Raw genomic sequence first — 26375 nt, 5'->3', positions numbered from 1 at the left:
AGAATGCCTCAAAGGGTGGAGGAATGCACGCTCTTGCGTTTCAATTCCATAATGGTGCGATTAGTAGGTAGTAAACGATAGAGGGTATTCCGTCGCAAACTGTTTCAATTCCATAATGGTGCGATTAGTAGGTGTGTATCTTTCCAGCTGTCTATACGGATTTTTTTGTTTCAATTCCATAATGGTGCGATTAGTAGTGTTTGAAGCGAACGAGGAAGCAGCATTTATAATAGGTTTCAATTCCATAATGGTGCGATTAGTAGGGAGAAAAGCAACCTTATGCACCCCCAAGTGCGAGGGTTTCAATTCCATAATGGTGCGATTAGTAGGGGTCTCTGGAGGCGATAATGGCTATATCAAATTCGGTTTCAATTCCATAATGGTGCGATTAGTAGTTGACTGGGCTACTCTTCCTCTTTCGCAACTTTATAGTTTCAATTCCATAATGGTGCGATTAGTAGGCGTAAAATTACAAGAAAAAAATGACGTAAATAGAGGTCTTGTGTAGGAAAAAGCGAGGTGGAAGAGGTCAGAAAAGTTGTCAATCGCTAGTCCTATAAAAAGAGTGGAGATACGACAACTATTTAATTTCCCCATTTTTACTGGGTTGTCAGCTATAAGAGAATAAAGAACGAGGTTTCCTACTACTCTTAAATAATTCGACGACAACTTGAAGAGTTGCTACAAAACTTCGTTATAGAGTCTGTTAAGTCTCTTTTTCAAGAATACTTCTCTTCGTAATTTGTTCTGTTTTTGCTCAACGCAAGTTATTCAAAAAGTTTCTCTATAGTCTTTGAAGCCTTATATAATATTTCTCCCCAGAACCGATACCTTGCTCTTAATTAAATAAAGCCTGTGCGAAAGTCTCTATGTGTTGCTTCTTAAAGTATACGATTAGCTTTTGAAACCCTCTGTGCAAACAATCAAAACCCTCTGTCAGAACTCTCGAAAGGGTTAATACTTCGGAGATAAAGGTATAATAGTTTTTCAAACTAAATGACATCACTTTATAAGATATTGATATTGAGTCTGAAAGGAGTATGTACAACTGCTTAACCGAACTTTAATATCGAGAATGATGTAGAGAATATGGTATTATCTAATAGTCTCTTTTTGAAAAGTCTACACAAGGATCTCTATTGTGTAAATCCTTTTTTGTTAATTTTACAGCACACTAATATTAATAAGGAAATTACATGCTATGAAAAAGATGCTACTGGCGTGCAAGGTACATAGCCTATTGGCTTTGCCTTTACTTTTAACATTGTTAAACTCTATTGTTGCAGAGGCTCAGTCAGAGTACACCACCGAACAAAACAAGATGGTATTGACCCGAGAAGATGCAACATTAAATTGGTCTATCCGACTCAAAGCTAAGGAGGTAGACCAATCCTCAGTTTGGATTGACTGGAACAACAACGCTCTGTACGAAGAGGGGGAGGCGTACGATTTTAGTCAGTACAACAATAGTAGCCCCGTAACAAGTACTACCATAACTATCTATGGCAAGGTAACTACACTCTCGGCTTCGTTCAACTACCTTACGAAGTTGGATGTAACAGCCAATGATGCTTTGGAAGACTTGCAGGTGGGGAATAATAAACTTACCGCTCTCGACCTCTCGCACAATGACAAACTCTACAACTTGATTTGTCAGAACAATCGCATCGAACAGTTGGACTGCTCTGCCAATAAGAAGTTGCGCCGTCTCTCTTGTTACACTAATCATATCCAAGGAGAGAATATGTGGCGTTTGGTACGCTCTTTGGTAGACCGTACAGGGCAGGAGCGTGCAGGTAAAATACACATTATCAATAGTGTAATAGGAGCAGAGATGGAAAACATAGCCACGAAGAAGCAGGTGGCAACGTTGGTCGACAAGAATTGGACTGTTTTTGACTGGAAAGATGGAGAAGAAGAGGGAGAAAACCCCTATACGGGTACACCCGACCCCGATGATGATAACTATGTGGCAAAAGACCCTAAAGTGATACTTACCTCTTCAGAAACTACGGGCAAGTGGCTCATTAGTTTGAATGTAGAGGAAGAACATAGAAATACCTGTTGGATAGATTTGAATAATGATGGTGGTTATCAAAAGGGTGAGGAACTCAAGCAATTCGAAACATTGATGGAGATACCTCGAACCTCGAACACTCTTGCCCTGTATGGTAAGTATAGTGCCGTAAAGTGTGCTGAGAATAAGATTACTGCTATCGACTTTGGCTCTGATGCTTCCGCACTTAAAACGTTGATTGTAGAGAATAATGCTCTCACAGCTCTGGATTTGGGCGTTGCTCCTAACTTGGAGTATCTCAACTGCGATCGCAACCTTTTGACCTCATTAGACCTCGCCAACCATACGCACCTAAGAGAGCTAACTTGCTACCTTAACAAGTTGGAACAACTGTCGCTAACGGGTTGCTCTGCTCTTGTCAAAGTTACCTGCACCGACAATCAGCTAAAGGCGTTGCCCCTTGATGGCGTGGAGCTCCTTAGCGAACTCTACTGCTCGGGTAATAAGATAGAGACTTTGCAGTTGGAGCACTGTACGGCACTCCGCTCGCTCTACTGTAGCAATAATAAACTTTCTGCTTTGGGGCTTAAAGAGAATGAAAACTTGGAGATTCTATACTGCGCAGGCAATAGCTTTTCGGAGCTTGATCTCAAGGGATTCCCTCTGCTTAGTGTGGTAAATTGCGCTCAGAATAAAATTAACGCTTTGGACCTCTCTAAAAATCTAAAACTTACCAAACTATATGCGTACGAAAATAAGTTAGAGACGATTGACCTCTCTTCGTTGGGTCTATTGGCTTTTGTAGATGTCTCTGACAATGGTTTGAAGCGTTTGACGTTGCAAGAGAATGTCTCTTTGAATGACCTACACTGCTCTAAGAATCATCTTGAAGCATTGGACCTATTGCAAACGCCCGCTCTCTTGCGCCTTGTTTGTAACGACAATGCTATCAGGGCTTTGGATTTCTCTGTTACTTCTCACTTGGAGGGCTTTAGAGGAGAAAACAACAAGCTCTCTCAACTCGATTTCTCCGCTTGTCCTTCTCTTGCCAAAGTGTTTGTTCAGGGTAATGAGATACAGGGGCAGGCGATGACTTCTTTTATAACCTCTTTGCCTTTAAGAGAAAAGGAGAAGTCTGGTTTGCTTGTGGTGGTAGATTTGAAAGCGGAGCAAGAGAAAAATATTTGTACGAATAAGGACGTGCCTTTAGCCATTCAGAAGTATTGGGTGGTGAAAGATTATAATGGGGGCAATGCTGTTGATTATGCAGGTAAACCTGTGGGAGTGGAAGAGATAGCTACTCGTGGTGCCACTATTTATCCTAATCCTGCTCGCCATACATTCTTAGTGTCAGGTTTAGAGGCTGGAGAGCGAGTGCAACTCTTCTCATTAGCTGGCGTTTTGCTCGCAGAGACTTGTGCCGATGAGATGGGGGCTTGCCGTGTAGATGTGGCTACGCTTCCTGTGGGGACTTATGTAGTTCGCTGTGCTAACTCTTGCTATAAGTTGGTGATAGAGTAAGTGAATCTCATAGGCTTGCAGTCTACTCTCTTTGTGTAGACATTACCCTAAAAAGAAACCGTTGCCCCTCTTTCCCAATTAGGATATAGTAGTCCTCGGGAGTATAGGGTGCAACGGTGTTTTTTTATTGTGCAAAAGCTCTCTCTTTGAGAGCGATTTTTCTCAAATTGATAAGGGCATAGCGCATACGCCCCAGTGCTGTGTTGATGCTTACACCTGTATATTCAGCTATCTCTTTGAAGCTCATCTCTTGAGAGAAGCGGAGTATCAAAACTTCTCGTTGTTGTTTGGGTAGTTGGGCTACCCACTCTCGCACCTCTTGACGGGTGTTGTTAGCTATTAACAGCTCTTCGATGTTGGGCGAAGAACAGGGAATACGCTCGATAAAATCCTCTCGATATATATCATTGGAGAGTGAAATGGTTTTTTGAGCTTTAGCACGACGAAAGTAATCTATGATGGCATTGTGTGCTATGCGTAGTAGCCAAGAACGAAACTTTCCCTGCATCTGATAGCGTCCCTCTCGGATGGTATTGATTACCTTAATAAAAACCTCTTGGAATATATCGTTAGCATCGTCCCAATCTGCCACAGAGAGTCGAATATAAGAAAGTACTTCCGAATCGTAACGCTCTATTAAACAGTCAAATGCTTCATTACACCCACTCACAAACGAAGAAATTAATTCATCGTCCGTCTTTAACTTGAAATCAATCATATTGCTATTATCTTCAATCAAGTAGCAGTGTTTCGATAGGCAATTCTGTATTATAGTGTTACTAAAATTATCACTGCAAAGAAAAGTAAAAAAAGAGTTTCTTGCAAATAATTCTTTGGAGTGTCTCTTTTTCTCGTTCTTGTATTTCAGTCTCTTGCCCGATAGGTGCTGATTTTTTTCTTTCGATAGTTTTCCTAATAGGTAGCAAAAGTGTACCTTTGTGAAGAGTATGTATTTTTCGTCTTTGTACATAGAAAAGGCTTCTGGAAAGTGTCCCAAAAGCCTTTTGTGTTGGACGGAAAAGAGAACTCAATGAAACAAATAGGAAAGGAACTAAGTAAGTATAAGGATCATGGCAACTACAGATACGAAGTACATATTTGTAACGGGAGGGGTTGTCTCCTCTCTCGGAAAAGGAATCGTCGCAGCATCGCTTGCAAAATTGCTTCAAGCCCGAGGGTACAATGTAACGATTCAAAAATTTGATCCCTATATAAACATAGACCCTGGTACGCTCAACCCCTATGAGCATGGCGAGTGTTATGTGACCAATGATGGTCACGAGGCAGATTTAGACCTAGGGCACTATGAGCGTTTCCTTAATATCCCCACTTCGAGAGCCAATAACATTACTTCGGGTAGGATTTATCAGAATGTTATTCGTAAGGAGCGTAGAGGCGATTATTTAGGCAAAACTATTCAGGTAATACCTCATATTACAGATGAAATTAAGCGCAATGTAAAACTCTTGGGGCAAAAGGATAACTACGATTTTGTAATTACCGAAATTGGAGGTGTGGTAGGCGATATAGAGTCTCTCCCATTTTTAGAAGCAGTGCGTCAGCTCAAGTGGGAGTTGGGTAAGAATTGTCTCTGTGTACATCTAACTTATGTACCCTACATCAATGCAGCAGGAGAGTTCAAAACGAAGCCAACTCAGCACTCAGTAAAGCAGTTGCAAGAGGTAGGTATTCAGCCCGATATATTGGTGCTACGTACCGAAAAAACCTTGCAAGAAGACCTATTGTGTAAAGTCGCTCTCTTTTGCAACGTATCTCGTGATGCTGTTATACAGAGCATTGATATGCCTACGATATATGAGATACCTTTGCTTTTACAAGACCAAAAGATGGATGAGGCCGTTTTGCGTAAGGTCGGTATAGAGCCTGGTGAAAAACCAGAGTTGAAGGCTTGGCGAAACTTTTTGGCGAAACTTAAGAACGCCAAAGAGGGGCTTACCATTGCACTTGTTGGTAAATATGTAGAGTTACAAGATGCCTACAAGTCTATTGATGAGTCATTACTACAAGCCTCTATTTACAACGATAAAAAACTCAATTTAGTGAGCATACAAAGTGAGCATTTGACTCCCGAAAATGTGGAGGCTAAACTCCAAGGTTGTGACGGTGTGATTATTGCCCCAGGCTTTGGTCAGCGTGGGGTAGAGGGCAAGTTGATTGCTCTCCGATATACCCGTGAACACCAAATACCCACTTTGGTATCTGCTTGGGTATGCAGTGTATGGCTATTGAGTTTGCTCGCAATGTATTGGGCTATGCCGATGCTAACACGGCAGAGATTGCTCCCGAAAGTTTGCACCGAGTGATTGACTTGATGGATGAACAAAAGTCGGTAACCGAGCTTGGAGGCTCTATGAGGTTGGGGGCTTATGAGTGCAAGCTAAAGTCGGGTTCTAAAATAGCCGACGTATATGGAACACTCTCTATAAAAGAGCGTCATCGTCATCGTTATGAGTTCAATAGTCGCTACAGAACCGAGTTTGAAGAGCATGGTTTCTGTTGTGTAGGAGAGAATCCTGACACAGGACTTGTGGAGGCTTTGGAGTTAGAAGGGCATCCTTGGTATATTGGAGTGCAGTTTCACCCAGAATACAATAGTACAGTGGTAAACCCTAGCCCTCTCTTCATGGGCTTTGTGCGTGCCGTGATAGCCCACACTCAAAGGTAAGTTAGGCATCTTTGACTTTTAGACAACTTGAAATAATCGTTTTTCAGAGAAAGATATATGGATAGAAATACCATTATTGGGGTAATCCTTATAGCCTTGGTGCTCATAGGATTTTCGATAATTAATAAACCAAATCCTACAACGTCGCAACCCTCTGTTGCCACAGAACGTGTTGTAGAAGAGGCTACTTCTGAACATGTCCCATCTGTCAATGCTTCGGCAACTGCCGAAAGTGATCCTACGAGTATGTTCGCCTCTGTGCAGGATGCTAAGGAGGAGAAAGTATATCTTAAGAACTCTAAGGTGGAACTTGTCTTTTCCACACGAGGAGGGGCTTTGGAGCAAGCTCAACTTACTCAATATGAAGCCCAGGAAGAAAAACCTCTTGTTCTTTTTACCAAAGATGATGCTTTTTTCAATATCCCCTTACGTACCGTTTCGGGTAAGGTGGTGGATACCAAAGAGTTGAATTTTACCCCTGTACAACTCTCTGATACTACCTTGATAATGCGTCTTGCGGTAGATAGTTTGGCGCACCTTGATTTTCGTTATACATTGCACAAGGATGATTATCGCTTGGGTTTTGCCATTGAAGGAGAGAACTTGGAGCGTCTTTTTCCCAGTAATCTCCGTTTCTTAGATTTGGAGATGGGGCAAAAGTTACGTCGTCAAGAGAAGTCTTGGAAAAATGAAAATCAATATTCCGCTATTTACTATAAACTCTTGTCGGACGATGTAGACCATCTTAGCGATAAAAGTGAAGTTTTGGAAGATGTGAAAGAACGTCTTCACTGGATTGCTTTTAAGGATAAATATTTTGCCACAGTATGGATAGCCGATAGAGATAATGCTTTTGAGGCTACACAGATGAAGCAAAAAACTCTTACTCAAGATGGAGACTATACCAAAGAGTGTACTATAACCACTTCTGTACCTTTTAGTAATAGAGATGGAGTAACCGCTGGTTTTACCCTCTATATGGGACCATTGGAGCATTATGCGCTCAAAGCCTATGATGAGGGGGTCGCAAAAGAGGAGCGTATGAATTTGGAGCACCTTGTTTATGTAGGGGGTAGCGTGTTCCGTTGGATAAATGTAACGCTCATTATGCCTCTTGTCAATTTCTTGGCGAAGTATATCTCCAATTGGGGTATTATTATATTGCTTTTGACTTTGATCATTAAAACGATTCTTTTCCCTCTTACCTTTAAGAGCTATGTGTCTCAAGCCAAGATGCGGGTTCTCAAACCCCAAGTACAGGCTATCAATGAGAAGTATGCGGGCAATGACCAACAAATGATGATGAAGCGTAGTCAAGAGACTATGTCGTTATATAGAGCCGCAGGAGCGAGTCCTATGAGTGGCTGTCTTCCTATGTTGCTTCAAATGCCATTTTTGATATCATTGTATATGTTTTTCCCTACAGCCATTGCATTGAGAGGTGAATCATTCCTATGGGCAGAGGATCTCTCTACCTACGATGCTGTATTGACGTGGTCTTTCGATATACCTATTCTTAGTGGACTTATGGGCAACCATTTGAGCTTGTTTTGTCTACTTTGGGCTGTGACCAATATTCTGTACTCGCAATATACTATGGGGCAGAATGCGGTGGGCGATAACCAGCAAATGAAGATGATGAAGTGGATGCCTTATATTATGTCCATTATGTTTTTCTTCATGTTCAATAGCAACTCTTCGGGTCTTTGTTACTATTACTTCGTCTCTACTCTGATTACTATTATTCAGTTTGTAGCCAGTCGCCTCATGATTAACGAAGATAAGGTACTTGCCAAGTTGGAAGAAAACAAAAAGAAACCTCGTAAAAAATCAGGTTTTATGGCTCGTTTAGAGGAGGCGCAACGCCTACAGCAGCAACAGATGCGTGCTCAACAAAAGAAAAAGTAACCCTTAAACCAAAAAATCCTATATGGAACCTCTCAAACATGAATGTGGGTTTGCCCTCGTACGCTTACTAAAGCCTTTATCCTACTACCAAGAGAAGTATGGTACATGGATGTATGGTCTCAATAAGTTGTATCTCCTCATGGAGAAGCAACACAATAGAGGGCAGGAAGGGGCAGGCTTGGCTTCAGTCAAGTTACAAACGATGCCTGGAGAAGAATATTTATTCCGACAAAGGGCAGAAGGTGCTAATGCCATACAAGAGATTTTTGGAAAGGTTTATCATACGATAGGGGAATTTTCTCAAGAGGAGCAGAGTGATGTTTCTTTTGCAGAGAAGCATATCCCTTTTGCTGGGGAATGCTATATGGGACACTTGCGCTACTCGACCACAGGACGTAGTGGATTAACTTTTGTACATCCTATGGTGCGCCGCAATAACTGGCGCGCCAAGACATTAGCTACTTGTGGCAATTTTAATCTTACCAATGTAGAAGCTGTTTTTAAGGCGATTACAACTAAAGGGCAACACCCTCGTCTAACGAGTGATACACATATTTTGTTAGAACAAGTGGGGCATGCTTTAGACCGAGAGGTGGAGCGAGTATATCGCATCGGTCATGTGGAACATGGACTCGACGGAATGGATATTACCCATTTTATTGAGAAACATATTGATATGTCTAATGTCTTGAAAAAGACAGCTCCTCTATGGGATGGAGGTTTTGTGATGTCTGGACTTAGTGGTAGTGGAGAGATGTATGTTTTGCGAGATGCTCATGGTATTCGTCCAGCTTTCTACTACATTGATGACGAAGTTATTGTGGTTGCCTCCGAGCGTCCAGTTATCCAAACGGTTATGAATTTGACCTATGACAAGGTAGAGGAGCTACAGCCAGGGCAAGCACTTCTCATCAATCAAAAAGGGGAGCATCGTTTGGAGCAAATACTTCTTCCCGCTGATTTTAAGGCTTGCTCTTTTGAAAGGATATATTTCTCTCGAGGGAGTGATTATGACATCTATAGAGAGCGCAAGGCATTGGGACATTGTCTCACTGAACAAATCCTCAAAGCAATAGATTATGATGTAGACAATACGGTCTTCTCTTTTGTACCCAACACAGCAGAAGTCGCCTATTATGGTATGATAGAGGGGCTGAATGACTATCTGAATGAGGAGAAGACAAAAGCCCTTCTCCAAACCGATACCCTCGATGAGGAAAAGGTACGTAGTATTGTGGAGCGTCGCATCCGTACAGAGAAGGTTGCTATTAAGGATATTAAGCTGAGAACTTTTATCACAGAGGGCAACACTCGTAACGACTTGGCTGCTCACGTTTATGACGTTACTTATGGAAGTATTCGTAGAGGAGAGGATAATTTGGTTATCATCGATGATAGTATCGTTCGAGGTACTACTATTAAGCAGAGCATTCTTAAGATATTGGATCGTATCGGTCCAAGACTTATTGTTATTGTTTCGAGTTCTCCGCAAATACGCTATCCTGATTGCTATGGTATCGATATGAGTAAGATGAAAGAGTTCATCGCTTTCCGTGCTGCTATTGCGTTACATAGGGAGCGAGGCTCGGAGCATATCATCGAGGAGCAATATCGTAAGGCACTTTCTTTGCGAGGTACTTCTAAGAATGACTTCGTACCTAACGTGGTTAAGGAGGTTTATAAACCTTTCTCAGCAGAGGAGATTTCTGCAAAAATAGTGGAGTTAGTTAAGCCTGATGATGTAAAAGCTGATGTCAAGGTGGTTTTTCAGAGCATTGAGAAGCTACATGAGGCTATTCCTAATCATCCAGGAGATTGGTACTTTACGGGCAATTATCCTACCCCAGGAGGTACCCACCTCGTTAATGAGGCCTTTATAGACTATGTAGAACAAGATTGGCACAAAGAATAAATATGAAAAAAGCTATCCTTAAGCTCGAAGACGGAACTCTTTACGAAGGGTATTCATTTGGAGCTGAGAAGAATATTATTGGAGAGGTAGTCTTCAATACGGCAATGAATGGCTATCCAGAGAGTCTTTCCGATCCCAGTTACAAAGGACAAATTATGGTAGCAACCTATCCTATGATAGGGAACTATGGCATTCCCTCTTCGGATGTAAATCCAGAGGGAATTTCTTTACATTGGGAGAGCGAAAAGATGCATATGCAAGGCATCGTAGTAGCAGATTATGCACGGGAGTATAGCCATTGGAATGCTGTAGAGTCTTTGGCTTCTGCTCTTCGCCGTGAGGGAGTGGTTGGTATTGGAGGTATTGACACCAGAGCTTTGACCAAACATTTGCGCGAAAAGGGAGCTATGAAAGGCACTATAACCATAGAGGGGGTGCTTGAAGAGGCTATTGATGAGCATTTTGAAGAGCGCAATCTTGTTGCAGAGACCTCTTGCAAAGAGGTGGTGTATTATGGTAGTGGAGAGAAGAAAGTAGTACTTCTCGACTGCGGAGTAAAGCACAATATTATCCGTCGTTTACTTTGCCCTGAGATTACTGTAATAAGAGTTCCTTGGGATTATGACTTTAATACCATTGACTTTGATGGACTCTTTATTTCTAATGGTCCAGGAGACCCTAATATGTGTGAGGTAGCTGTCGAGCATATCCGCACTGCCTTTACCAAGGGTAAACCTATCTATGGTATCTGTATGGGGCATCAGTTGCTCTCTTTAGCGGCAGGAGCTAAGATATTCAAACTGAAGTATGGGCACAGAAGTTACAATCAGCCTGTACGTATGGCTGATACCCATCGCTGTTTTATAACCAGTCAGAACCATAGTTTTGCTGTAGATACCTCTTCGCTCTCCAAGGGTTGGAAGGAGTGGTTCTTTAATCTTAATGATGGTACGAATGAGGGTATTTGTCACGAAAGTATGCCTTACCGTTCTGTGCAGTTTCATCCCGAAGCGTGTGGAGGTCCTCACGATACGTTTTTTATATTCGATGATTTCATTCAATCAGTTCTCAATCAATAACAACTATGATAGATCGTAAAGAGATGAAAAAAGTCCTTGTTTTAGGATCAGGGGCATTGAAGATTGGTGAAGCGGGTGAGTTCGACTACTCAGGCTCTCAGGCTTTGAAAGCCATTCGAGAAGAGGGTATTCGTACTATTCTTATAAATCCAAATATTGCTACAGTACAGACATCTCACGAAGTGGCAGATGAGGTCTATTTTTTGCCTGTTACCCCTTTCTTTGTTGAGAAAGTTATTGCCAAGGAACGCCCTGATGGTATTTTGCTCGCTTTTGGTGGGCAAACAGCTTTGAACTGTGGGGTGGCACTTTATCGTAGTGGCATTTTGGAACGCTATAATGTAGCGGTATTGGGGACCCCTGTAGAGACTATCATAGCGACTGAAGACAGAGAGCTTTTCGTAGATAAACTTAACGAAATCAATGTAAAGACCATCGCCAGCGAGGCGGTAGAGAGTATTGAGGCAGCTCGTCTGGCTGCAGCTCGTTTGGGCTATCCGGTTATTATTCGTGCTGCCTATGCGCTTGGAGGTTTGGGTAGTGGTTTCTGCGACAATGAGGCGGAGCTGAATGCACTTTGTGAAAAGGCTTTTTCTTTTTCTCCCCAAGTATTGGTTGAGAAGAGCCTTAGAGGATGGAAAGAAATAGAGTACGAAGTAGTACGAGATGCCTATGACAACTGTATTACTGTATGTAATATGGAGAACTTTGATCCCTTGGGCATTCACACAGGAGAGAGTATTGTGGTTGCTCCCTCGCAAACTTTGACCAATGGAGAGTATCACAAGTTGCGCGAGTTAGCGATACGTATTATCCGTCACTTGGGTATTGTTGGGGAGTGTAACGTGCAGTATGCACTTGACCCTGTAAGCGAAGATTATCGAGTGATTGAGGTCAATGCCCGTCTGTCGCGTTCGTCTGCTTTGGCTTCAAAGGCAACTGGTTATCCTTTGGCTTTCGTTGCGGCAAAACTCGGTTTGGGGTATGGCTTATTTGAGATAAAGAATGCTGTAACACGCAATACACCTGCCTTCTTTGAACCATCGTTGGACTACTGTGTTTGTAAGATACCTCGCTGGGATTTAGGTAAGTTCCAAGGAGTATCTCGTCAGTTGGGCAGTAGTATGAAGTCCGTTGGAGAAGTTATGGCCATCGGACGTACTTTTGAAGAAGCCATACAGAAAGGATTGCGTATGATAGGACAGGGTATGCATGGTTTCTGTGAGAATAAAGACCTTGTCATAAAGAACTTAGATCAAGCTCTTCGAGAGCCTACCGACACACGTATATTCGTTATAAGTAAGGCCTTCCGTCAGGGGTATTCGGTAGAGGAGATTCATGATCTTACACGTATTGATAAATGGTTTCTCCATCGCTTGAGAAATATCTTGGATACAGCCGAGCTTTTGGAGCAACACAATAGTGCCGATACCTTGTCGGCAGACCTTATCCGTCGTGCTAAGCAACAGGGTTTCTCAGATTTCCAAATAGCTCGAGCCGTATTCAAATATACCCGTGAAGATTTGGAAGAGGCTTCTTTGGAAATCCGCAAGATGCGTCAAGAGATGGGCATATTGCCAGTTGTTAAACAGATAGATACCTTAGCGGCAGAGTATCCAGCTCAAACGAACTATCTCTATCTGACCTACAACGGAGTAGAGCATGACATAGCCTATACCAACGAGAAACCTGCCGTGGTTGTATTAGGTTCAGGAGCTTACCGCATTGGTAGCTCGGTAGAGTTTGACTGGTGTGGAGTAAATGCACTCAATACGATTCGTAGGGAGGGGTATCACTCTGTGATGATTAACTATAACCCCGAAACGGTGAGTACCGACTATGATGAGAGTGACCGTCTCTATTTTGATGAATTGACCTTTGAGAGGGTTATGGACATCCTTGAGTTGGAAACTCCAAAGGGAGTGATACTCTCTACGGGAGGTCAGATACCTAATAATTTAGCAGTGCGCTTAGATCAGCAGAATGTCAATATATTGGGTACAACGGCTAAGAGTATTGATAACGCCGAGGACCGTCATAAGTTTTCTGCAATGCTCGACCATTTGGGCATTGACCAGCCTGCTTGGCGAGAGCTTAGCTCTCTTGAAGATATTAACCAATTTGTCTCTGAAGTGGGTTTCCCCGTTTTGGTACGTCCCAGTTATGTACTCTCGGGAGCGGCTATGAATGTTTGTTCCAACCATAGTGAATTGGAGCGTTTCTTGCAGTTGGCAGCCAATGTGTCTCAAAAGCACCCTGTGGTAGTGAGTCAGTTCATAGAGCATGCCAAAGAGGTAGAGATGGATGCTGTGGCACGAAATGGAGAAATTATTGCCTATGCTATTAGTGAACATATAGAGTTTGCTGGGGTACACTCGGGCGATGCCACAATACAGTTCCCTGCTCAGAAGTTGTATGTAGAGACAGTTCGTCGTATCAAACGTATTAGCCGTCAGATTGCCGAGGCACTAAATATATCAGGTCCCTTTAATATCCAGTTTTTGGCAAAAGACAATGATATTAAGGTAATTGAGTGTAACCTTAGAGCATCTCGTAGCTTCCCCTTTGTGAGCAAAGTCTTGAAGATTAACTTTATTGACTTGGCAACAAGGATTATGTTGGGTCTTCCCGTTGAGAAGCCTGAGAAGAATGCTTTTGATTTGGACTACGTGGGAATTAAAGCCTCTCAATTCTCCTTTACTCGTTTGCAAAAGGCAGACCCCGTTTTGGGAGTGGATATGACCTCTACGGGCGAGGTGGGCTGTATAGCCGATGATACGGACGAAGCCATTTTGAAGTCTATGCTATCGGTAGGGCATCGCATCCCGAAGAAGAATGTGTTGCTCTCTACGGGGGGATACAAGCAGAAGGTCGATATGATGGATTCTTGTCGTCTATTAACTCAAAAGGGGTACACTATTTACGCCACGGAGGGTACGCATAAGTTCTTACAAGATAATGGCATTCCCTCTATCCGGGTGTATTGGCCCGATGAGGAAGGCAAGCCTCAAGCCGTGAGTTTGCTCCAAGACCATACGATAGACTTGGTGGTGAATATTAACAAAAACCTCTCTCAAGGGGAACTGACCAATGGATATAAACTGCGCCGTTCTGCCATTGATTTGAATATCCCATTGATTACCAATGCTCGTTTGGCATCGGCTTTCATAATTGCTTTCTGCCGACTCTCTGCCGATGACATTCAAATTAAACCTTGGAGTGAGTACAAGTAACACCGTTATTCCCCTTCTCTCGAAAGAGCGATAACGAGGAGGAATGATACTAACCAGAGCACTTTCCACCCTTGAAAAGGTGAGAGAGTGCTTTTTTTATACCTTCTTGCTCAGCTTAGGCTAATACCCCCTGCTAAAGGACGTATGATGAAAAAAGATCATTGCGCCGATATGAGTAGAAAGAGCTATCGATATGTGTAGAAGTTGTAGTGGAGATATGTGGCTTTTTTTTGTGCGTGTCGAACTCTGGATAACGATGTAGTGATGTTAAAATCGTTCAAGAAAACCGTTCGTTGCGAAATCGTTCTTCTACTATTTCCCATTTGCTCAAAAGGTTATTTCCTGTGGTGTAGTGTTTGTATTGGGGGAGAGAATACTTTCTCTTGTAGTAGAGTTTGCTACTTCTATCATGCTGTGCAATGAGCGAGCGGAGGTACGAAGTGAGGGTAAAAAACTTTATCTTTGTTAGCATTAAAAGCGTTATAACATGATCATTTGTCTATGTGGAACTCTCAAAAGTATCGTTTAACCACCTCCATTCAGTCGTTGCTAATCTTTATTATTATGGGGATTATCATCGTAATCTTTGCTCCTAAGGAGCATAAGTTTATGTATACGTTTGAGAAAGGGCAGGTCTGGAAGCACGAACTTCTTGTCGCTCCTTACGATATTACTCTACTTAAGCCAAAAGAGGTGCTTGAGCAAGAGAGAGACAGCATTGCCAAGGAGGTCCTTCCCTACTACATGGTAGATAGAGAGGTAGATAGAGAGGCGTTGAGCCGATGGGAACACGACTTCGAGACCCTTTATAAGGAAACTTATTCTCAAGATTATTATCGTTATGTAAAGCATAAATTGGAAGACTTTTACTCAAGAGGATTGGTAACACAGGATGATTTGGAAGATATTCACGCCCTGCAATTACTTGAGGTAAATCTAATTAATGCCGAAAAGGAGAGTGCCAAATACTCGAGTACTTTTTTTCTCTCTCTCAAGGAGGCCTATCAAGAGATTTTGGGTGCTGCGCCCGACTATTTAGACCGTCGGAATATAGAGCTTTTCAACATAGATAATTATTTAAGAGCTAATACAAGACCTGATAAGATTACATACGATAAGGTAGTCCGAGAAGAGCAACAGAAGATCTCTAACTCGACGGGTGTTTTAGTGGCAGGACGTCGCATTATCAATAAGGGAGATGTGATCGACGACTATACTTACAATGTACTGAAATCCTATAAAAAAATGTTTGAAGAGAAGTCGGGCTCAGACCGCACTTTCTTTGGTCGGGTCATAGGTCTTTTCGTGATAGTAATGATCCTTTTGGGGGCTTTGTGGGCTTATTTCTTTCTCTTCCGTAACTTCTTCTTCCATAATGTCAAGAATGCGATATTTATCTCAGGTGGCATCTTAATCTTTGTGCTGATCACAGAGATTGCGGTTTCTCTATGGCACTTTGATGTCTATATTATACCCTACATTATCTTACCACTATTGGTGCGTATTTTCTTTGACTCTCGTTCGGCTTTCTTTGTACATACAGTTACTATTCTCATAGCTATGCTCTTTGTGGCACAGCCTTTGGACTTTGTCCTCTTACAATTAGCGGCAGGTATGGTTACCATATTTAGTTTGAAGAACTTGACATCTCGTTCGCAACTCATACGAACTACTTTTTTAGTTTTTCTTACCTATGTTATGCTCTCGTTGAGTGTGTCATTTTTGCAGAGCGGAGTTATTGATCAGGTACAACTCAAACGGATATTGAGCTTCGGAATCAATATGATTTTCTTGATGTTTACCTATGTACTTGTGTATCTTATGGAGAAGATATTTGGCTATATCAGTAATATTAGTTTGGTCGAGCTAAGCGATATAAATCGTCCTCTATTACGCCAACTCTCGGAGTATGCACCTGGTACTTTTCAGCACTCGATGCAAGTGTCGATATTGGCTACCGAAGCGGCTCAGAGCATAGATGCCGATGTGCAACTCACCCGTACAGGAGCTTTGTATCATGATATTGGTAAGATGCTTAATGCTGCTTTCTTTACCGAAAACAATCAAGGAGGTCGTAATCCGCACGACGACTTGGACTACAAAGAGAGTGCGGCTATTATTATCAAGCACGTTACCGAGGGCATTGCCTTGGCTCAAAAGCACAAATTGCCTCCTCAAGTAATTGACTTTATCCGCACCCACCATGGGAGAGGACGTACCAAATATTTTTACACGATGTATTGTAATGAGCATTCGGGCGAGGTGGTAGACCCTACCCCTTTTACTTATCCTGGTCCTAATCCTTTTAGTCGAGAGACAGGTATTCTTATGTTGGCAGATGCCGTTGAGGCGAGCAGTCGTAGCTTGAAGGAGTATACAGAGACTTCTATTAAAGAGTTAGTAGAGCGGATTGTGGACTCTATTGTTGCCGACCGCTTGTTGGACAATACACCTCTTACATTTAGGAATATAAAGACCATAAAGGAGGTGTTTGTCAAAAAATTACTCACGATGAATCACTCCCGAATAGCCTATCCACGAGCTAAGAAGGAGGAAGAAGAGAGTGTCAAAGAGCAGGCATAGTAGTACACGTAATATTTAGTTAATAGTATGGATCGCAATATACCTATTTTCATAGTGGGCTATATGGGAGCGGGTAAAAGTACGCTTGGGCGGAAATTGGCGCAACTCTTACAGCGTGATTTTATTGATACGGATATCTTTATTGAAAATAGGTTTAGAAAGTCTGTGTCGGATATTTTTGCTCAAGAGGGTGAGGCCATTTTTCGTTCTCGAGAGAAGTGTGTCATTGAAGAACTCTCCTCTTTCCCTAATGCGGTTATCGCCACGGGTGGAGGGCTTCCCTGTTTTTATGAAAATATGGAGCTGATGAAGAGTTCGGGTATTACTATCTACCTAAAACTTTCGGCTCCTGTATTGGCAGAGCGTATAGAACTGTGCAAACGAACTCGTCCCACGGTGCGACATCTCTCGGGAGAGGATTTGTTGCAACATATCTGTAAGGCTCTCGAAGAACGCTCTTCTTACTACGAAAAAGCCTCATTTATAATCTCTTGCGATGCTGTGAAAACAGACAAAGATGAAACTCATTTAGCAGAAGATATTGCTTCTCGTCTCTTGGCTTTGTAGTTACCCTAATTTTCTTTAATAGACCATGTGATGGTCTTTTTATTTATCCTCTCTTGGCGATTCGTTTGATGGAGTCGAAAAGAGAGTTTTTTGTTATCCCTTGAGAGGTTAGAGCCAAGCCTCAAAAGGTATATAGGTTTCTGTAAAAAGGTATGTACCTTTTTGGGAAAAGGTTTATTGCTTTTTGCTCAAAGGGTTAATAGTAGATTCTGAGATATTCCCGACACAATAAGTAGAAGCCTGTAGTCTTTCCAATGTCCCTTTCACTATTGTATCTATACAACACTTGCCAATTATCAGTTCTCTTTTCTTTATGAAAAGTATCTCGTTGCTCGTAACGAAAGATAATTTATTTCGAAGTCTTGATATGTGCTTTTATCTTCTTCATTGCCCAGTCGTAATGACTTGCAGTTGCAGAAACACAGTAGGAACCCAAAGTCGAAGTTCCCGTCCAATCGAAAGCTCCCTTAGCAAAAAGTTCATCGTTTGAGAATGTTTCAATTATGCTTGTTACATCTTGATGACTTTCTTTTAACATTTTCTTTGCCTCTGCGAGCGGAGTATTTTGATGTTTTTTCCAAAAACCGACATTCATGTCTGGGTAAGTTTTCCAATTGTATGGTTCTGGCAGAAAAGGCTTGCGCTCGCTTCTTTGATTAGATTTTATCCAATTCAATAATAACTGATGCCATTCGTATAAATGAACAAGAACATCGCGCAGATTTTTATCCCGGCTCCAATGTGCCTCCTTTCCCATTGTTGTCATTTGTTCTGCAAATGTTGCGTCTTGTAGCCCCTCATCCATTCCGTCGATGAGTTTCCATAATTTCTCGAATTGTCCGTTGGCAGATGCCATCAAATCCGTTTTAGTCGTTGCTCGTGCCATAGTTTACTCTTGTGATTGTTGTTTGTTTGACGATAACACAAATCTACTGAACTTTTTGCACAAGTGTATTGCCAGCCTCGCACAAGTGTATTACTGATTGGAAAAAAATGTTTACCAATTTGTAGAAAGATTGCAAGTAAAATCTCACTTGTTTGACTACCCCTTTCGGAGTAGTTGCAAAATGACGATAAAGTATTCCTTGCGAAAGCTTTATCTCCAATAGTTTTTTCTTCAATCTATTAATTCGGAAAACCGATCGAGGATTTTCTCCACAATTTGAGAGTAGGTGATAACTCCCATTTCTTCATAGTGTTGTGAATGGGGTTGAATTGTAAAATTTGCCTGTCAGAATACCTATTTAATACTCTTTCTCATGAAAACTTTGTCTCAGGTTTATTTTTTGTAAACCTCATGGCTGTAAGGTAAGAGTTTTGTATTTTTGTGGAGAGATAATGGACGATTTACAAAAAGAACAACACGAGACCACGCCATCTGTCGAGGCTACAACGGAAGAGGTAACTTCTTTGCCCCCAAGTGGTAAGGAAGAACCTCCTGTTCGGAGTCGTGTAGGAATTAAAATACGTCGGTGGGTATTGGGGCTTTTATTAGCTCCGACACTCCTCCTTGTAGTACTCATTACCCTTTTTTATATACCTCCTATCCAGCGCTTTATAGTTGGTTTTGTAGAGGAGAAAGTGGAAGATGCCACAGGAATGGATTTGGAAATAGGTGCTTTGCGTCTAAAGTTCCCCTTGAAACTCTCTCTCCAAGCCGTACAGGTGGTAACCCCTATTGGCGATACACTTCTTCGTTTAGGTCATTTAGAGACTTCTATCCCCTTGATGCCTCTCTTTAATGGGCAGATAGAGAGTAGGCGTTTGGCGGTGAAAGACGTGAATGTCTTTTTCCCAGATTCGGCTCGTACTACCATAATGCAGGTTTCGGCACGAAATATAGAGGTCGGACCTCTTTCGGTTAATTTACGTAAGGAGAGTGTCGATGTAGGAGCTGTGCTGTTTGAAGAGGGCGCTTTCTCTCTTTTTAGCGTTGATACTGTACCCAATCCAGACCCGAAACCTGTTCTATGGAAGATAGCGGTCAATAGGGTAGACCTTGTAAAATCTCGCCTTGATGTAGAGATGCCGTTTAATAAGCTCTTCGTCAATGCGATGATTGATAAAGGGGAGGTGGACGAGCTTTCATACGATGTGGGAGAGCTTCGCTTGGAGAGTAGGCAGGTGTATCTTAAAGCCTCGAAGGCGAGTTATGCCCAAGATACGATTTATCCGACAGTGCCATTTGTCGATTATACCCATCTCTATGCCGAAGATTTAGAACTCAAAGGGAGCAAACTGGTGCAGCAAAATGTTTTACTGCGCGCCGATATAGAACATGCTCGTTTTAGAGAGCGTTCGGGAGCGAGTGTAACCGATTTCAAGGGGTCGTTCTTTATGGAAGATGGCTTAATCGAGTTAGAAGATTTTGCTTTGCTTTCTCCTCACACACAGGCTTCAGGCTCTTTCCGTCTTCCGCTAACTATTTTTACCGAGCAGGATACAACGGCTGTCGTAGAAGCCCAGGTCAAAGGTCGCTTGGGCTACGAAGATATTTTCTACTTTGCAATGTTCGACCTACGTCAGTATGTCGGTGCGAAATCTCCTATTTTAGAAACTCCGATAGAATTTGCTGTGGAAGCAGAGGGTACTGTAAAACGACTCAATATAGAGACTCTTTCGGTTGCTTTGCCTCAGATTGTAGAGTTTGCTATGGAGGGGTATGTAGGCGATTTCTTTTCGCCTCAAAATCTTTTTGCAGATCTGACTCTTGGCGTGAAGTCCAAACAGAAAGCCTACCTTCTATACCCTCTAATGGGAGAAGGTGTAAAAGGGCGTTTGGCACTGCCAGAAGCACTTGATTTTGAGGGTAGGGTAGGCATTGCCAAGGGAGAATACCTGCTGAAAAGTAACCTAAAAACACGTAAAGATGGCAAACTCTCTTTCGATGCTTTTTACTCTCTGTATCGAGAGGCTTACGATGTTTCGCTTAATGCTTCAGATTTCAACATAAAATCCTTTTTGCCCCAAGACTCGATAGGGCGTGTGGGGATGGCGCTCAAAATGCAGGGAGCTGGGTTTGATGTGATGAATGCTAAAACGTCAGCATGGGTAGACTGCGATATACACAAACTGGACTATAAGGGTAGGGAATTAACCGATGTAGCTCTTGACTTGTCGCTAAAATCTGGAGTTTTAACAGCCAAGGTAGATAGTCATAATCCTGGGGCTTCTGTAATGATGAACCTTGATGCCCTCCTGGAAGATGCTCTTCTAAAAGGAAATTTAGATATACACTTAGATACCTTGTCGATGCATCGTCTCGGATTAACAGCCGACACACTTGATTTAGGAGGTCATTTTTGTGGAGACTTCTCGACGGATTTAAAAACTCGACATTCGCTCCTTTTGGAGGTTAATGACCTCTTTCTCAAGATGCCCGATCATCAGTATGCTTATGATTCGTTGGCTTTCCGTACTCGTACTACCCCCGATACGGTTATGGCAACGCTTTCGGCAGGCGACTTATTCTTCGATGCTTATATTGGTGCAGGGCTTGATTCGCTTTCTGCCATTGCTGCGCGTATATCGGGTATAGCCCCCGACTTGCAGATAGATTCGTTGCTACCCCGTACGGTAGCCACTATACTTGATGATTTGCCCCCTGTCGGAGTAGATATCTATTTCCAGAAAGATAATCCTTTGCAAGAGATATTGTCTTCGTACAAAATGTCTATTGACAAGGGGGAAATACTTCTTATGAATAGTGAAGAACAAGGTGTCGATTTGGAAGCGAATATCTATAATTTCAGACAAGATACCCTAAAGATAGACCACATATATACCAGTATAAGTACTGAGAGAGGGGTAGAACGAACCTCTCTATCGGAGTCGGTGTACGATGCTCTGCAAGGTTTCACTTGGCCCAATACACAGCCTATACGTATGGTGGTAAGTTCTGGAGAGGATCGATTGCTCGACAAATATCTTCGTCTTGATATTCGTGCCGATAAGAAAAAGTATAGAAATCAGGAACCCTTCCAGTTTTATCTTAGAGCACTAAGCGACTTCCGTACTATTGATATGAATACGCATCTGACCCAAAAGGGAGAGCAAACCTACTCTTTGGGGGCTATTCTATTCAAGAATGCTATGGGGTATGGTCTTACCTTTAAGGATGCGCCTATTGTATTGGCTGGGTATCAACTTACTCCTAATCCTCAAAATGCAATTTTCTTTAATCCTGACTTGATGGAGGTATTTGCCAACCTCTCATTGACCAGTTTGCAGAATGCGGAACTCTCTCTACGCTCTCTCTATGATGAGAGTGCACGAAATGCGCGCAGATTGAATCTTAACCTAAAGCGTCTGCAACTTGCCGACATAGCTCACATTATTGGAATGAGCACGATAGAGGGGTATATGTTTTCCGATTTGAGCTTGGAGATAGACCCTGTGTATGCTCTTCCTCGTGTGGTGGGAGATATTTCGATTAACGACTTGGCTTACGAAGCCAATCGAGTGGGTAATATCAGTGTGGCGATGTTCTACGAGCCAAGGGATAATAGCAGACACTTTGTTGATAGCTATGTTTCTGTAGATGGTAATCTGGCTTTGGTGGCAACAGGACAGTACCATTCTGAAAATAAGGAAATGCCTTTGGATCTTAAGGCACAGATTGAAAACTTCCCTCTCTCTCTTGTTAATCCTTTCTTGGGTGCCGATATGGCCTCTCTGCAAGGCGAGATAAAGGGTAGTCTCACGGCGCGTGGACCTTTTGATAACCTCTTGGTCAATGGAGAGATTATACCAGAAGATGCTACTTTCTATCTACCTATGGTTGGTAATACTTTTGCCATTACTACGCCTCCTATTCGCTTTTCGGACAGCAAGCTACTATTTAATAGCTTACAGTTGAGAAATGCCGAGGCGGAGCAACCCTTCGTAGTAGATGGTTACTTAGCGCTTTTAGGTCCCCAAGCATTGACAACAGATTTGAGCATACGAGGGCAAGATGTACAGCTTATCAATAGTAAGTATAAGAGGGGGCAGTTGGTATATGGTAAGTTGCTTACCTCGGTAGACCTCGCTGTACGTGGCAATGTGATGAAACCTCGAGTACGTGGAGGAGTAGATATTTTAGGCGGTACCAATCTTACCTATGTATATACACAGTCTATGGTCGAAGCTACCGACAATCTTTCGAAGGTAGTTTCCTTCACAGATTTTTCGGATACCACAGATATGAAGGAGAAACAACGACCTCAAATATTGCTCGGAGGTATGGATTTGATCCTCGATATAAATGTAGCTCCTTCGGTACGTTTGGGAGTCGACTTATCTCCCAACCATCAAGACTATGTTACCGTAGTGGGAGGGGGCGACTTGCACTTTGTATATCCTCCTTTCGGAGAGATGAGTTTGACAGGACGCTATAACCTACAAGGCGGTGGAGAGGTGCGCTATAACTTCCCCGTAGTGGGTCGTAAAGATTTTGTCATAGACCGCAATAGCTATATTCTTTGGAGTGGTAACGTAATGAACCCCTATATAGACTTTGTTGCCAAGCAGAGGGTAAGAGCTGATGTTACCGAGGGGGGAACTACTCGTAAGGTGAACTTTGATGTGGAGATTGTGGCTAAGGAAACTGTAGATAAGATAGATTTAGGCTTTGACCTTGCTGCACCAGAAGACCTTTCGCTACAAGGTAAGTTAGCCACTATGAGCAAAGAAGAACGTGGCAAGCAGGCACTCGGACTTATGCTAACAGGTACTTTCTTAGCTTCCGATGCTACTCCTACTAATATGCAAAAGATGCTTAGTGGATTGGCAGTGAGTGAGTTGAATAGCCTTACAGGTAAGTTGCTTCAGGGTACGGATTTGGATGTTGGTATGGAGTTGCATGATGCTGCTGAGTCTGGTAGAGCTTATACTGACTATACCTACAATTTTAGTCGACGCTTCTACAATGATCGCTTACGCTTCTCTATTGGAGGACGGGTAGGAACGGGTAATCTTCCTACTAATTATGAGCAGACCTTTATTGATAATCTCTCTCTGGAATACCAGATAGACCGAGCTGGACGGCAATATGTCCGCCTCTTCCACAAGCGAAATAATGACCATTTATTAGAGGGTCTTGTTACGGAAACAGGCGTCGGATATGTTCTTCGTCGCAAACTGAATAACTTCTTGGAGCTTTTCAAGAAAGAGGCTGAGAAGAAGAGAAAGCCTTTGACACCTTCTTCTTCATTACAAACTCCATTACCACTACCCAAAGAACCTGTTGATAAAGATGAGCAATAATCGTTCGCATCTCTCTTCACGACTCTTATTAACTCTATTAGGGATGATTTTCCTTCTTGGAGGATGTTCGACTACTGCCAATCTTCCACAGGGGGAACACCTTTACATAGGTAGGGGAAAAACAAAAATAATCTCCGAAGAAGAGTCCAAGGAGATGAAGAAAGCTATTACTATGGCGGAGGAGTATATAAATGTCCCTCCCAATGGAGCTCTCTTTGGTAGCCCGAGGTTTCGACTCCCTGTACAACCTGGGCTTTGGGTGTATAATTCGTTTGCTCAAGACTCCTCTTGGTTGGGAAAGAAAGTGTACAGTATGTTTGCTTCTGAACCTGTTCTGTTGAGCAGTGTAAATCCCTCCTTACGTGCTCAGTTGGCTCAGAATACTCTTAAAGAACATGGCTATTTCCAAGCCATAGTTACCGATAGCGTTGCTTTTTTAGAGAAAGATTCTTTGCAGGCCAAAGCCTTTTATTCAATGACTTTAGGCGTGCCGTATCATTACGATTCTATTTCTTATCTCCCCAAATGGTCTCTTCCCGAAGGTCGGTATTACGATCATGCCAAAGTTTCAGCTATAAAAGAGGGAGACCAGTTTAATTTATTAGCTATACAGACCGACCGCCAGCAGATATCCTCTTACCTTAGGGAGCATGGACATTATTATTTCTCTCCAGAAGCTCTTGCCTATGAGATAGACACTATCGCCCGTTCTGGTAAGGCTCAGATGAGAGTTCGTTTGAAAGAGGGGATTCGTAATCGAGTGTTGAATCCGTGGAAGATAGGAGGTGTGACTCTTTCTGTTCTCAAGGATATAGGAGAGGAGTCGAAAGATTCGATTGCTTTCGAGGGGGTCACTCTTCGCTTCAATGGTGAGTTGCCCGTTAGAAAAACGGCTTTGAGTCGTCGTGTTTTTTTGAAGCCTGGTGCCTATTATAGTCAGACGAGTGAGCAAAATACGTTGCAAGCCCTAAGCCGATTAGGAGCTTTTGCTTCTACGAATCTCTCCTTACATCCTGTAGATACGATTAATCATATTCTCAATTTGCATATTGTAGCGAATATAGACAAACCATGGGATACCTCAATAGAAGCTCTTTTTAAGTTAAAAAGCAATGGTTTCCGAGGTCCTGGATTAGCTTGGTCTGCAGCGAGGAGGAATGCTTTTGGAGGAGGAGAGCGTCTCTCGATGTCGCTCAAAGGTTCGTACGAATGGCAGGATTTGAAGAATATCTTTAATTCAAAATTGGGGATTAATAGTTATGAATTAGGGATGGATTTGTCGCTATCGGCACCTTCTATTCTTCTACCTGGTTTGAGTGAAAATCTTTATCCTTTTCCAACAACGACAGATTTTACTCTGTCGGCTTCGATGTTGCACCGAGCACGTTATTTTAGAATGGTTTCCTTGGGGCTCTCTGCTACCTATATGTTTAACCGCTGGATGCATCACAAGCATACGATTGTGCCTCTTCGATTGAAATATAATCTTTTAAGTCATCGTACCGATGAGTTTAATGATATTTTGTCTAAGAATACGGCACTTGGGCTTAGTTTCCAAAATCAGTTTATACCAGAGATTGCTTACACTTATACTTTTGATGATATTCTTGAGGACAAAGGTTCGCATCATTTGTGGATGGAGTATTCTCTTGCCGAAGCTGGTAATTTGATAAATCTGCTCTACACAGTTTCTGGTAAAGAGTACAATACCACCAAGGAGCTTTTGGGTATCCCCTTCGCGCAATATGTGAAACTTACAGGAGATGTACACTATACCTACACTATAAACTCTAAGCAAACTATTGCAGCTCGCCTGTCGGCAGGTGGTATATTTACCTATGGCAATAGTCTCATAGCTCCCTATAGTGAGCAATTTTATGTGGGTGGTGCTAATAGTATACGAGCTTTCTCTGTACGTAGTATAGGTCCTGGGCGTTACGTCCCTTCTTCGGGGCAATATTCTTTTATAGATCAGGTGGGAGATTTTAAGTTGGAGGCCAATCTTGAGTGGCGTTTTCGCTTACTGGGTAGTTTGCATGGGGCTCTCTTCTTAGATGCAGGTAATATTTGGCTTTTACGGGAGGATTCCAGTCGTATCGGTGGTTCTTTTGCTGAAATACGTAGTGCCTCGGACTTTTTTAATCAGATAGCTTTGGGTACAGGTCTTGGAATTCGCTATGATCTCGGATTGCTGGTTATTCGTTTAGATACAGGCTTTGGTTTGCATCTTCCCTATGAAACTTCTCGTAAAGGATATTATAATATCCCTTCCTTTGGAGATGCTTTGGGCGTCCATTTTGCAATAGGTTATCCTTTTTTAATAGATGTATGAATCCTTTTTTTTCAATTATTCTGCCCATTTATAATGTAGAGCTTTATGTCAGAGAGGCTTTACTTTCATTGGTAAATCAAGACCTCCCATTAGAGGAATATGAGGTTATCCTTGTAGATGATGGCTCTAAGGACAATAGTGTGGCGATTGCTAACGAATTACTCCCTAAATTGCCCAATGCTTATTGGATACATCAAGAGAATAAAGGGTTAAGCGAAGCTCGTAATGCAGGGATGAAAAAAGCCTCGGGAGATATATTTGGTTTGTAGATTCTGATGATTATATTGCACC

At 42.3% G+C, this 26375-nt stretch carries 13 protein-coding genes, 1 pseudogene and 1 CRISPR repeat array; of the genes and pseudogenes, 11 read left to right on the top strand and 3 right to left on the bottom strand.

The features are described from left to right. Positions 1-37: 37 nt before the first annotated feature. Positions 38-461: direct repeats of the CRISPR family, unit length 30 nt; unit sequence GTTTCAATTCCATAATGGTGCGATTAGTAG. Positions 462-1201: 740 nt separating this feature from the next. Beyond that, complete coding sequence (locus JCM15907_RS09035) at positions 1202-3538, top strand: T9SS type A sorting domain-containing protein (protein ID WP_025843541.1); 2337 nt, start codon at positions 1202-1204, stop codon at positions 3536-3538. A gap of 124 nt (positions 3539-3662) precedes the next feature. On the opposite strand, the gene JCM15907_RS09030 is transcribed toward JCM15907_RS09035, so the two are convergent. Further along, positions 3663-4256 carry an RNA polymerase sigma factor gene (locus JCM15907_RS09030; protein ID WP_025843540.1) on the bottom strand — a complete coding sequence of 198 codons (594 nt, stop codon included), beginning with the start codon at positions 4254-4256 and terminating at the stop codon, positions 3663-3665. Positions 4257-4608: 352 nt separating this feature from the next. Here JCM15907_RS09030 and pyrG point away from each other — a divergent pair. The 5 genes and pseudogenes from pyrG to carB all read left to right on the top strand — a co-directional run bounded on the left by pyrG (position 4609) and on the right by carB (position 14356). After that, positions 4609-6224, top strand: a pseudogene (gene pyrG / locus JCM15907_RS11715) (CTP synthase). A 57-nt stretch (positions 6225-6281) separates the two neighbouring features. Then, the gene (gene yidC / locus JCM15907_RS09020; RefSeq protein ID WP_025843539.1) at positions 6282-8132 is read left to right on the top strand and encodes a membrane protein insertase YidC; all 1851 of its coding nucleotides are present in this window, start codon (positions 6282-6284) and stop codon (positions 8130-8132) included. Positions 8133-8154: 22 nt separating this feature from the next. Next, positions 8155-10044, top strand: a complete 1890-nt coding sequence (locus JCM15907_RS09015; RefSeq protein WP_025843538.1) for an amidophosphoribosyltransferase — start codon at positions 8155-8157, stop codon at positions 10042-10044. A 2-nt stretch (positions 10045-10046) separates the two neighbouring features. Next, complete coding sequence (gene carA, locus JCM15907_RS09010; RefSeq protein ID WP_025843537.1) at positions 10047-11123, top strand: glutamine-hydrolyzing carbamoyl-phosphate synthase small subunit; 1077 nt, start codon at positions 10047-10049, stop codon at positions 11121-11123. Positions 11124-11128: 5 nt separating this feature from the next. Beyond that, positions 11129-14356 (top strand): carbamoyl-phosphate synthase (glutamine-hydrolyzing) large subunit, encoded by a 3228-nt coding sequence (gene carB / locus JCM15907_RS09005; RefSeq protein WP_036885666.1) that lies wholly within the window; start codon positions 11129-11131, stop codon positions 14354-14356. 277 nt (positions 14357-14633) lie between these two features. On the opposite strand, the gene JCM15907_RS09000 is transcribed toward carB, so the two are convergent. Beyond that, positions 14634-14828 carry a hypothetical protein gene (locus JCM15907_RS09000; protein ID WP_025843535.1) on the bottom strand — a complete coding sequence of 65 codons (195 nt, stop codon included), beginning with the start codon at positions 14826-14828 and terminating at the stop codon, positions 14634-14636. 29 nt (positions 14829-14857) lie between these two features. On the opposite strand from JCM15907_RS09000, the gene JCM15907_RS08995 reads away from it, so the two are divergent. Both JCM15907_RS08995 and JCM15907_RS08990 read left to right on the top strand, forming a co-directional pair. Continuing rightward, positions 14858-16939, top strand: coding sequence for an HD family phosphohydrolase (locus tag JCM15907_RS08995; protein ID WP_025843534.1), 2082 nt, complete (start codon positions 14858-14860; stop codon positions 16937-16939). Between the two features lie 27 nt (positions 16940-16966). Then, positions 16967-17506 (top strand): shikimate kinase, encoded by a 540-nt coding sequence (locus tag JCM15907_RS08990; protein ID WP_025843533.1) that lies wholly within the window; start codon positions 16967-16969, stop codon positions 17504-17506. 349 nt (positions 17507-17855) lie between these two features. Here JCM15907_RS08990 and JCM15907_RS08985 read toward each other — a convergent pair whose 3' ends face one another. Further along, positions 17856-18392: a ClbS/DfsB family four-helix bundle protein gene (locus JCM15907_RS08985; protein WP_025843532.1), complete on the bottom strand. Its 537-nt coding sequence runs from the start codon at positions 18390-18392 to the stop codon at positions 17856-17858. Positions 18393-18844: 452 nt separating this feature from the next. Here JCM15907_RS08985 and JCM15907_RS11705 point away from each other — a divergent pair, with 452 nt between their 5' ends. From JCM15907_RS11705 to JCM15907_RS13180, 3 genes are read left to right on the top strand one after another with little or no spacing between them, the layout of a single operon-like run. Then, the gene (locus tag JCM15907_RS11705; protein WP_036885664.1) at positions 18845-23752 is read left to right on the top strand and encodes a translocation/assembly module TamB domain-containing protein; all 4908 of its coding nucleotides are present in this window, start codon (positions 18845-18847) and stop codon (positions 23750-23752) included. Next, on the top strand, positions 23742-26084 hold the full coding sequence (gene tamL, locus JCM15907_RS11700; protein ID WP_036885663.1) for a translocation and assembly module lipoprotein TamL: 2343 nt from the start codon (positions 23742-23744) through the stop codon (positions 26082-26084). The genes JCM15907_RS11705 and tamL overlap by 11 nt, the downstream gene beginning before the upstream one ends. After that, complete coding sequence (locus JCM15907_RS13180; RefSeq protein WP_199897240.1) at positions 26081-26353, top strand: glycosyltransferase family 2 protein; 273 nt, start codon at positions 26081-26083, stop codon at positions 26351-26353. Before tamL ends, JCM15907_RS13180 begins: the two co-directional genes overlap by 4 nt. The last annotated feature ends 22 nt before the right edge of the window (positions 26354-26375 follow it).

Origin of the sequence: Porphyromonas gingivicanis JCM 15907, assembly GCF_000614585.1 — a bacterium.
Lineage (GTDB): Bacteria > Bacteroidota > Bacteroidia > Bacteroidales > Porphyromonadaceae > Porphyromonas > Porphyromonas gingivicanis.
The sequence above is the reverse complement of the archived record's forward strand: the minus strand, read 5'-3'. Positions and strand labels throughout refer to the sequence as shown.

Coding starts and splice junctions, on each gene's coding strand:
- JCM15907_RS09035 (WP_025843541.1), top strand. CDS start 1,202: ATGAAAAAGATGCTACTGGCGTGCAAGGTACATAGCCTATTGGCTTTG.
- JCM15907_RS09030 (WP_025843540.1), bottom strand. CDS start 4,256: ATGATTGATTTCAAGTTAAAGACGGACGATGAATTAATTTCTTCGTTT.
- yidC (WP_025843539.1), top strand. CDS start 6,282: ATGGATAGAAATACCATTATTGGGGTAATCCTTATAGCCTTGGTGCTC.
- JCM15907_RS09015 (WP_025843538.1), top strand. CDS start 8,155: ATGGAACCTCTCAAACATGAATGTGGGTTTGCCCTCGTACGCTTACTA.
- carA (WP_025843537.1), top strand. CDS start 10,047: ATGAAAAAAGCTATCCTTAAGCTCGAAGACGGAACTCTTTACGAAGGG.
- carB (WP_036885666.1), top strand. CDS start 11,129: ATGATAGATCGTAAAGAGATGAAAAAAGTCCTTGTTTTAGGATCAGGG.
- JCM15907_RS09000 (WP_025843535.1), bottom strand. CDS start 14,828: ATGCTAACAAAGATAAAGTTTTTTACCCTCACTTCGTACCTCCGCTCG.
- JCM15907_RS08995 (WP_025843534.1), top strand. CDS start 14,858: ATGTGGAACTCTCAAAAGTATCGTTTAACCACCTCCATTCAGTCGTTG.
- JCM15907_RS08990 (WP_025843533.1), top strand. CDS start 16,967: ATGGATCGCAATATACCTATTTTCATAGTGGGCTATATGGGAGCGGGT.
- JCM15907_RS08985 (WP_025843532.1), bottom strand. CDS start 18,392: ATGGCACGAGCAACGACTAAAACGGATTTGATGGCATCTGCCAACGGA.
- JCM15907_RS11705 (WP_036885664.1), top strand. CDS start 18,845: ATGGACGATTTACAAAAAGAACAACACGAGACCACGCCATCTGTCGAG.
- tamL (WP_036885663.1), top strand. CDS start 23,742: ATGAGCAATAATCGTTCGCATCTCTCTTCACGACTCTTATTAACTCTA.
- JCM15907_RS13180 (WP_199897240.1), top strand. CDS start 26,081: ATGAATCCTTTTTTTTCAATTATTCTGCCCATTTATAATGTAGAGCTT.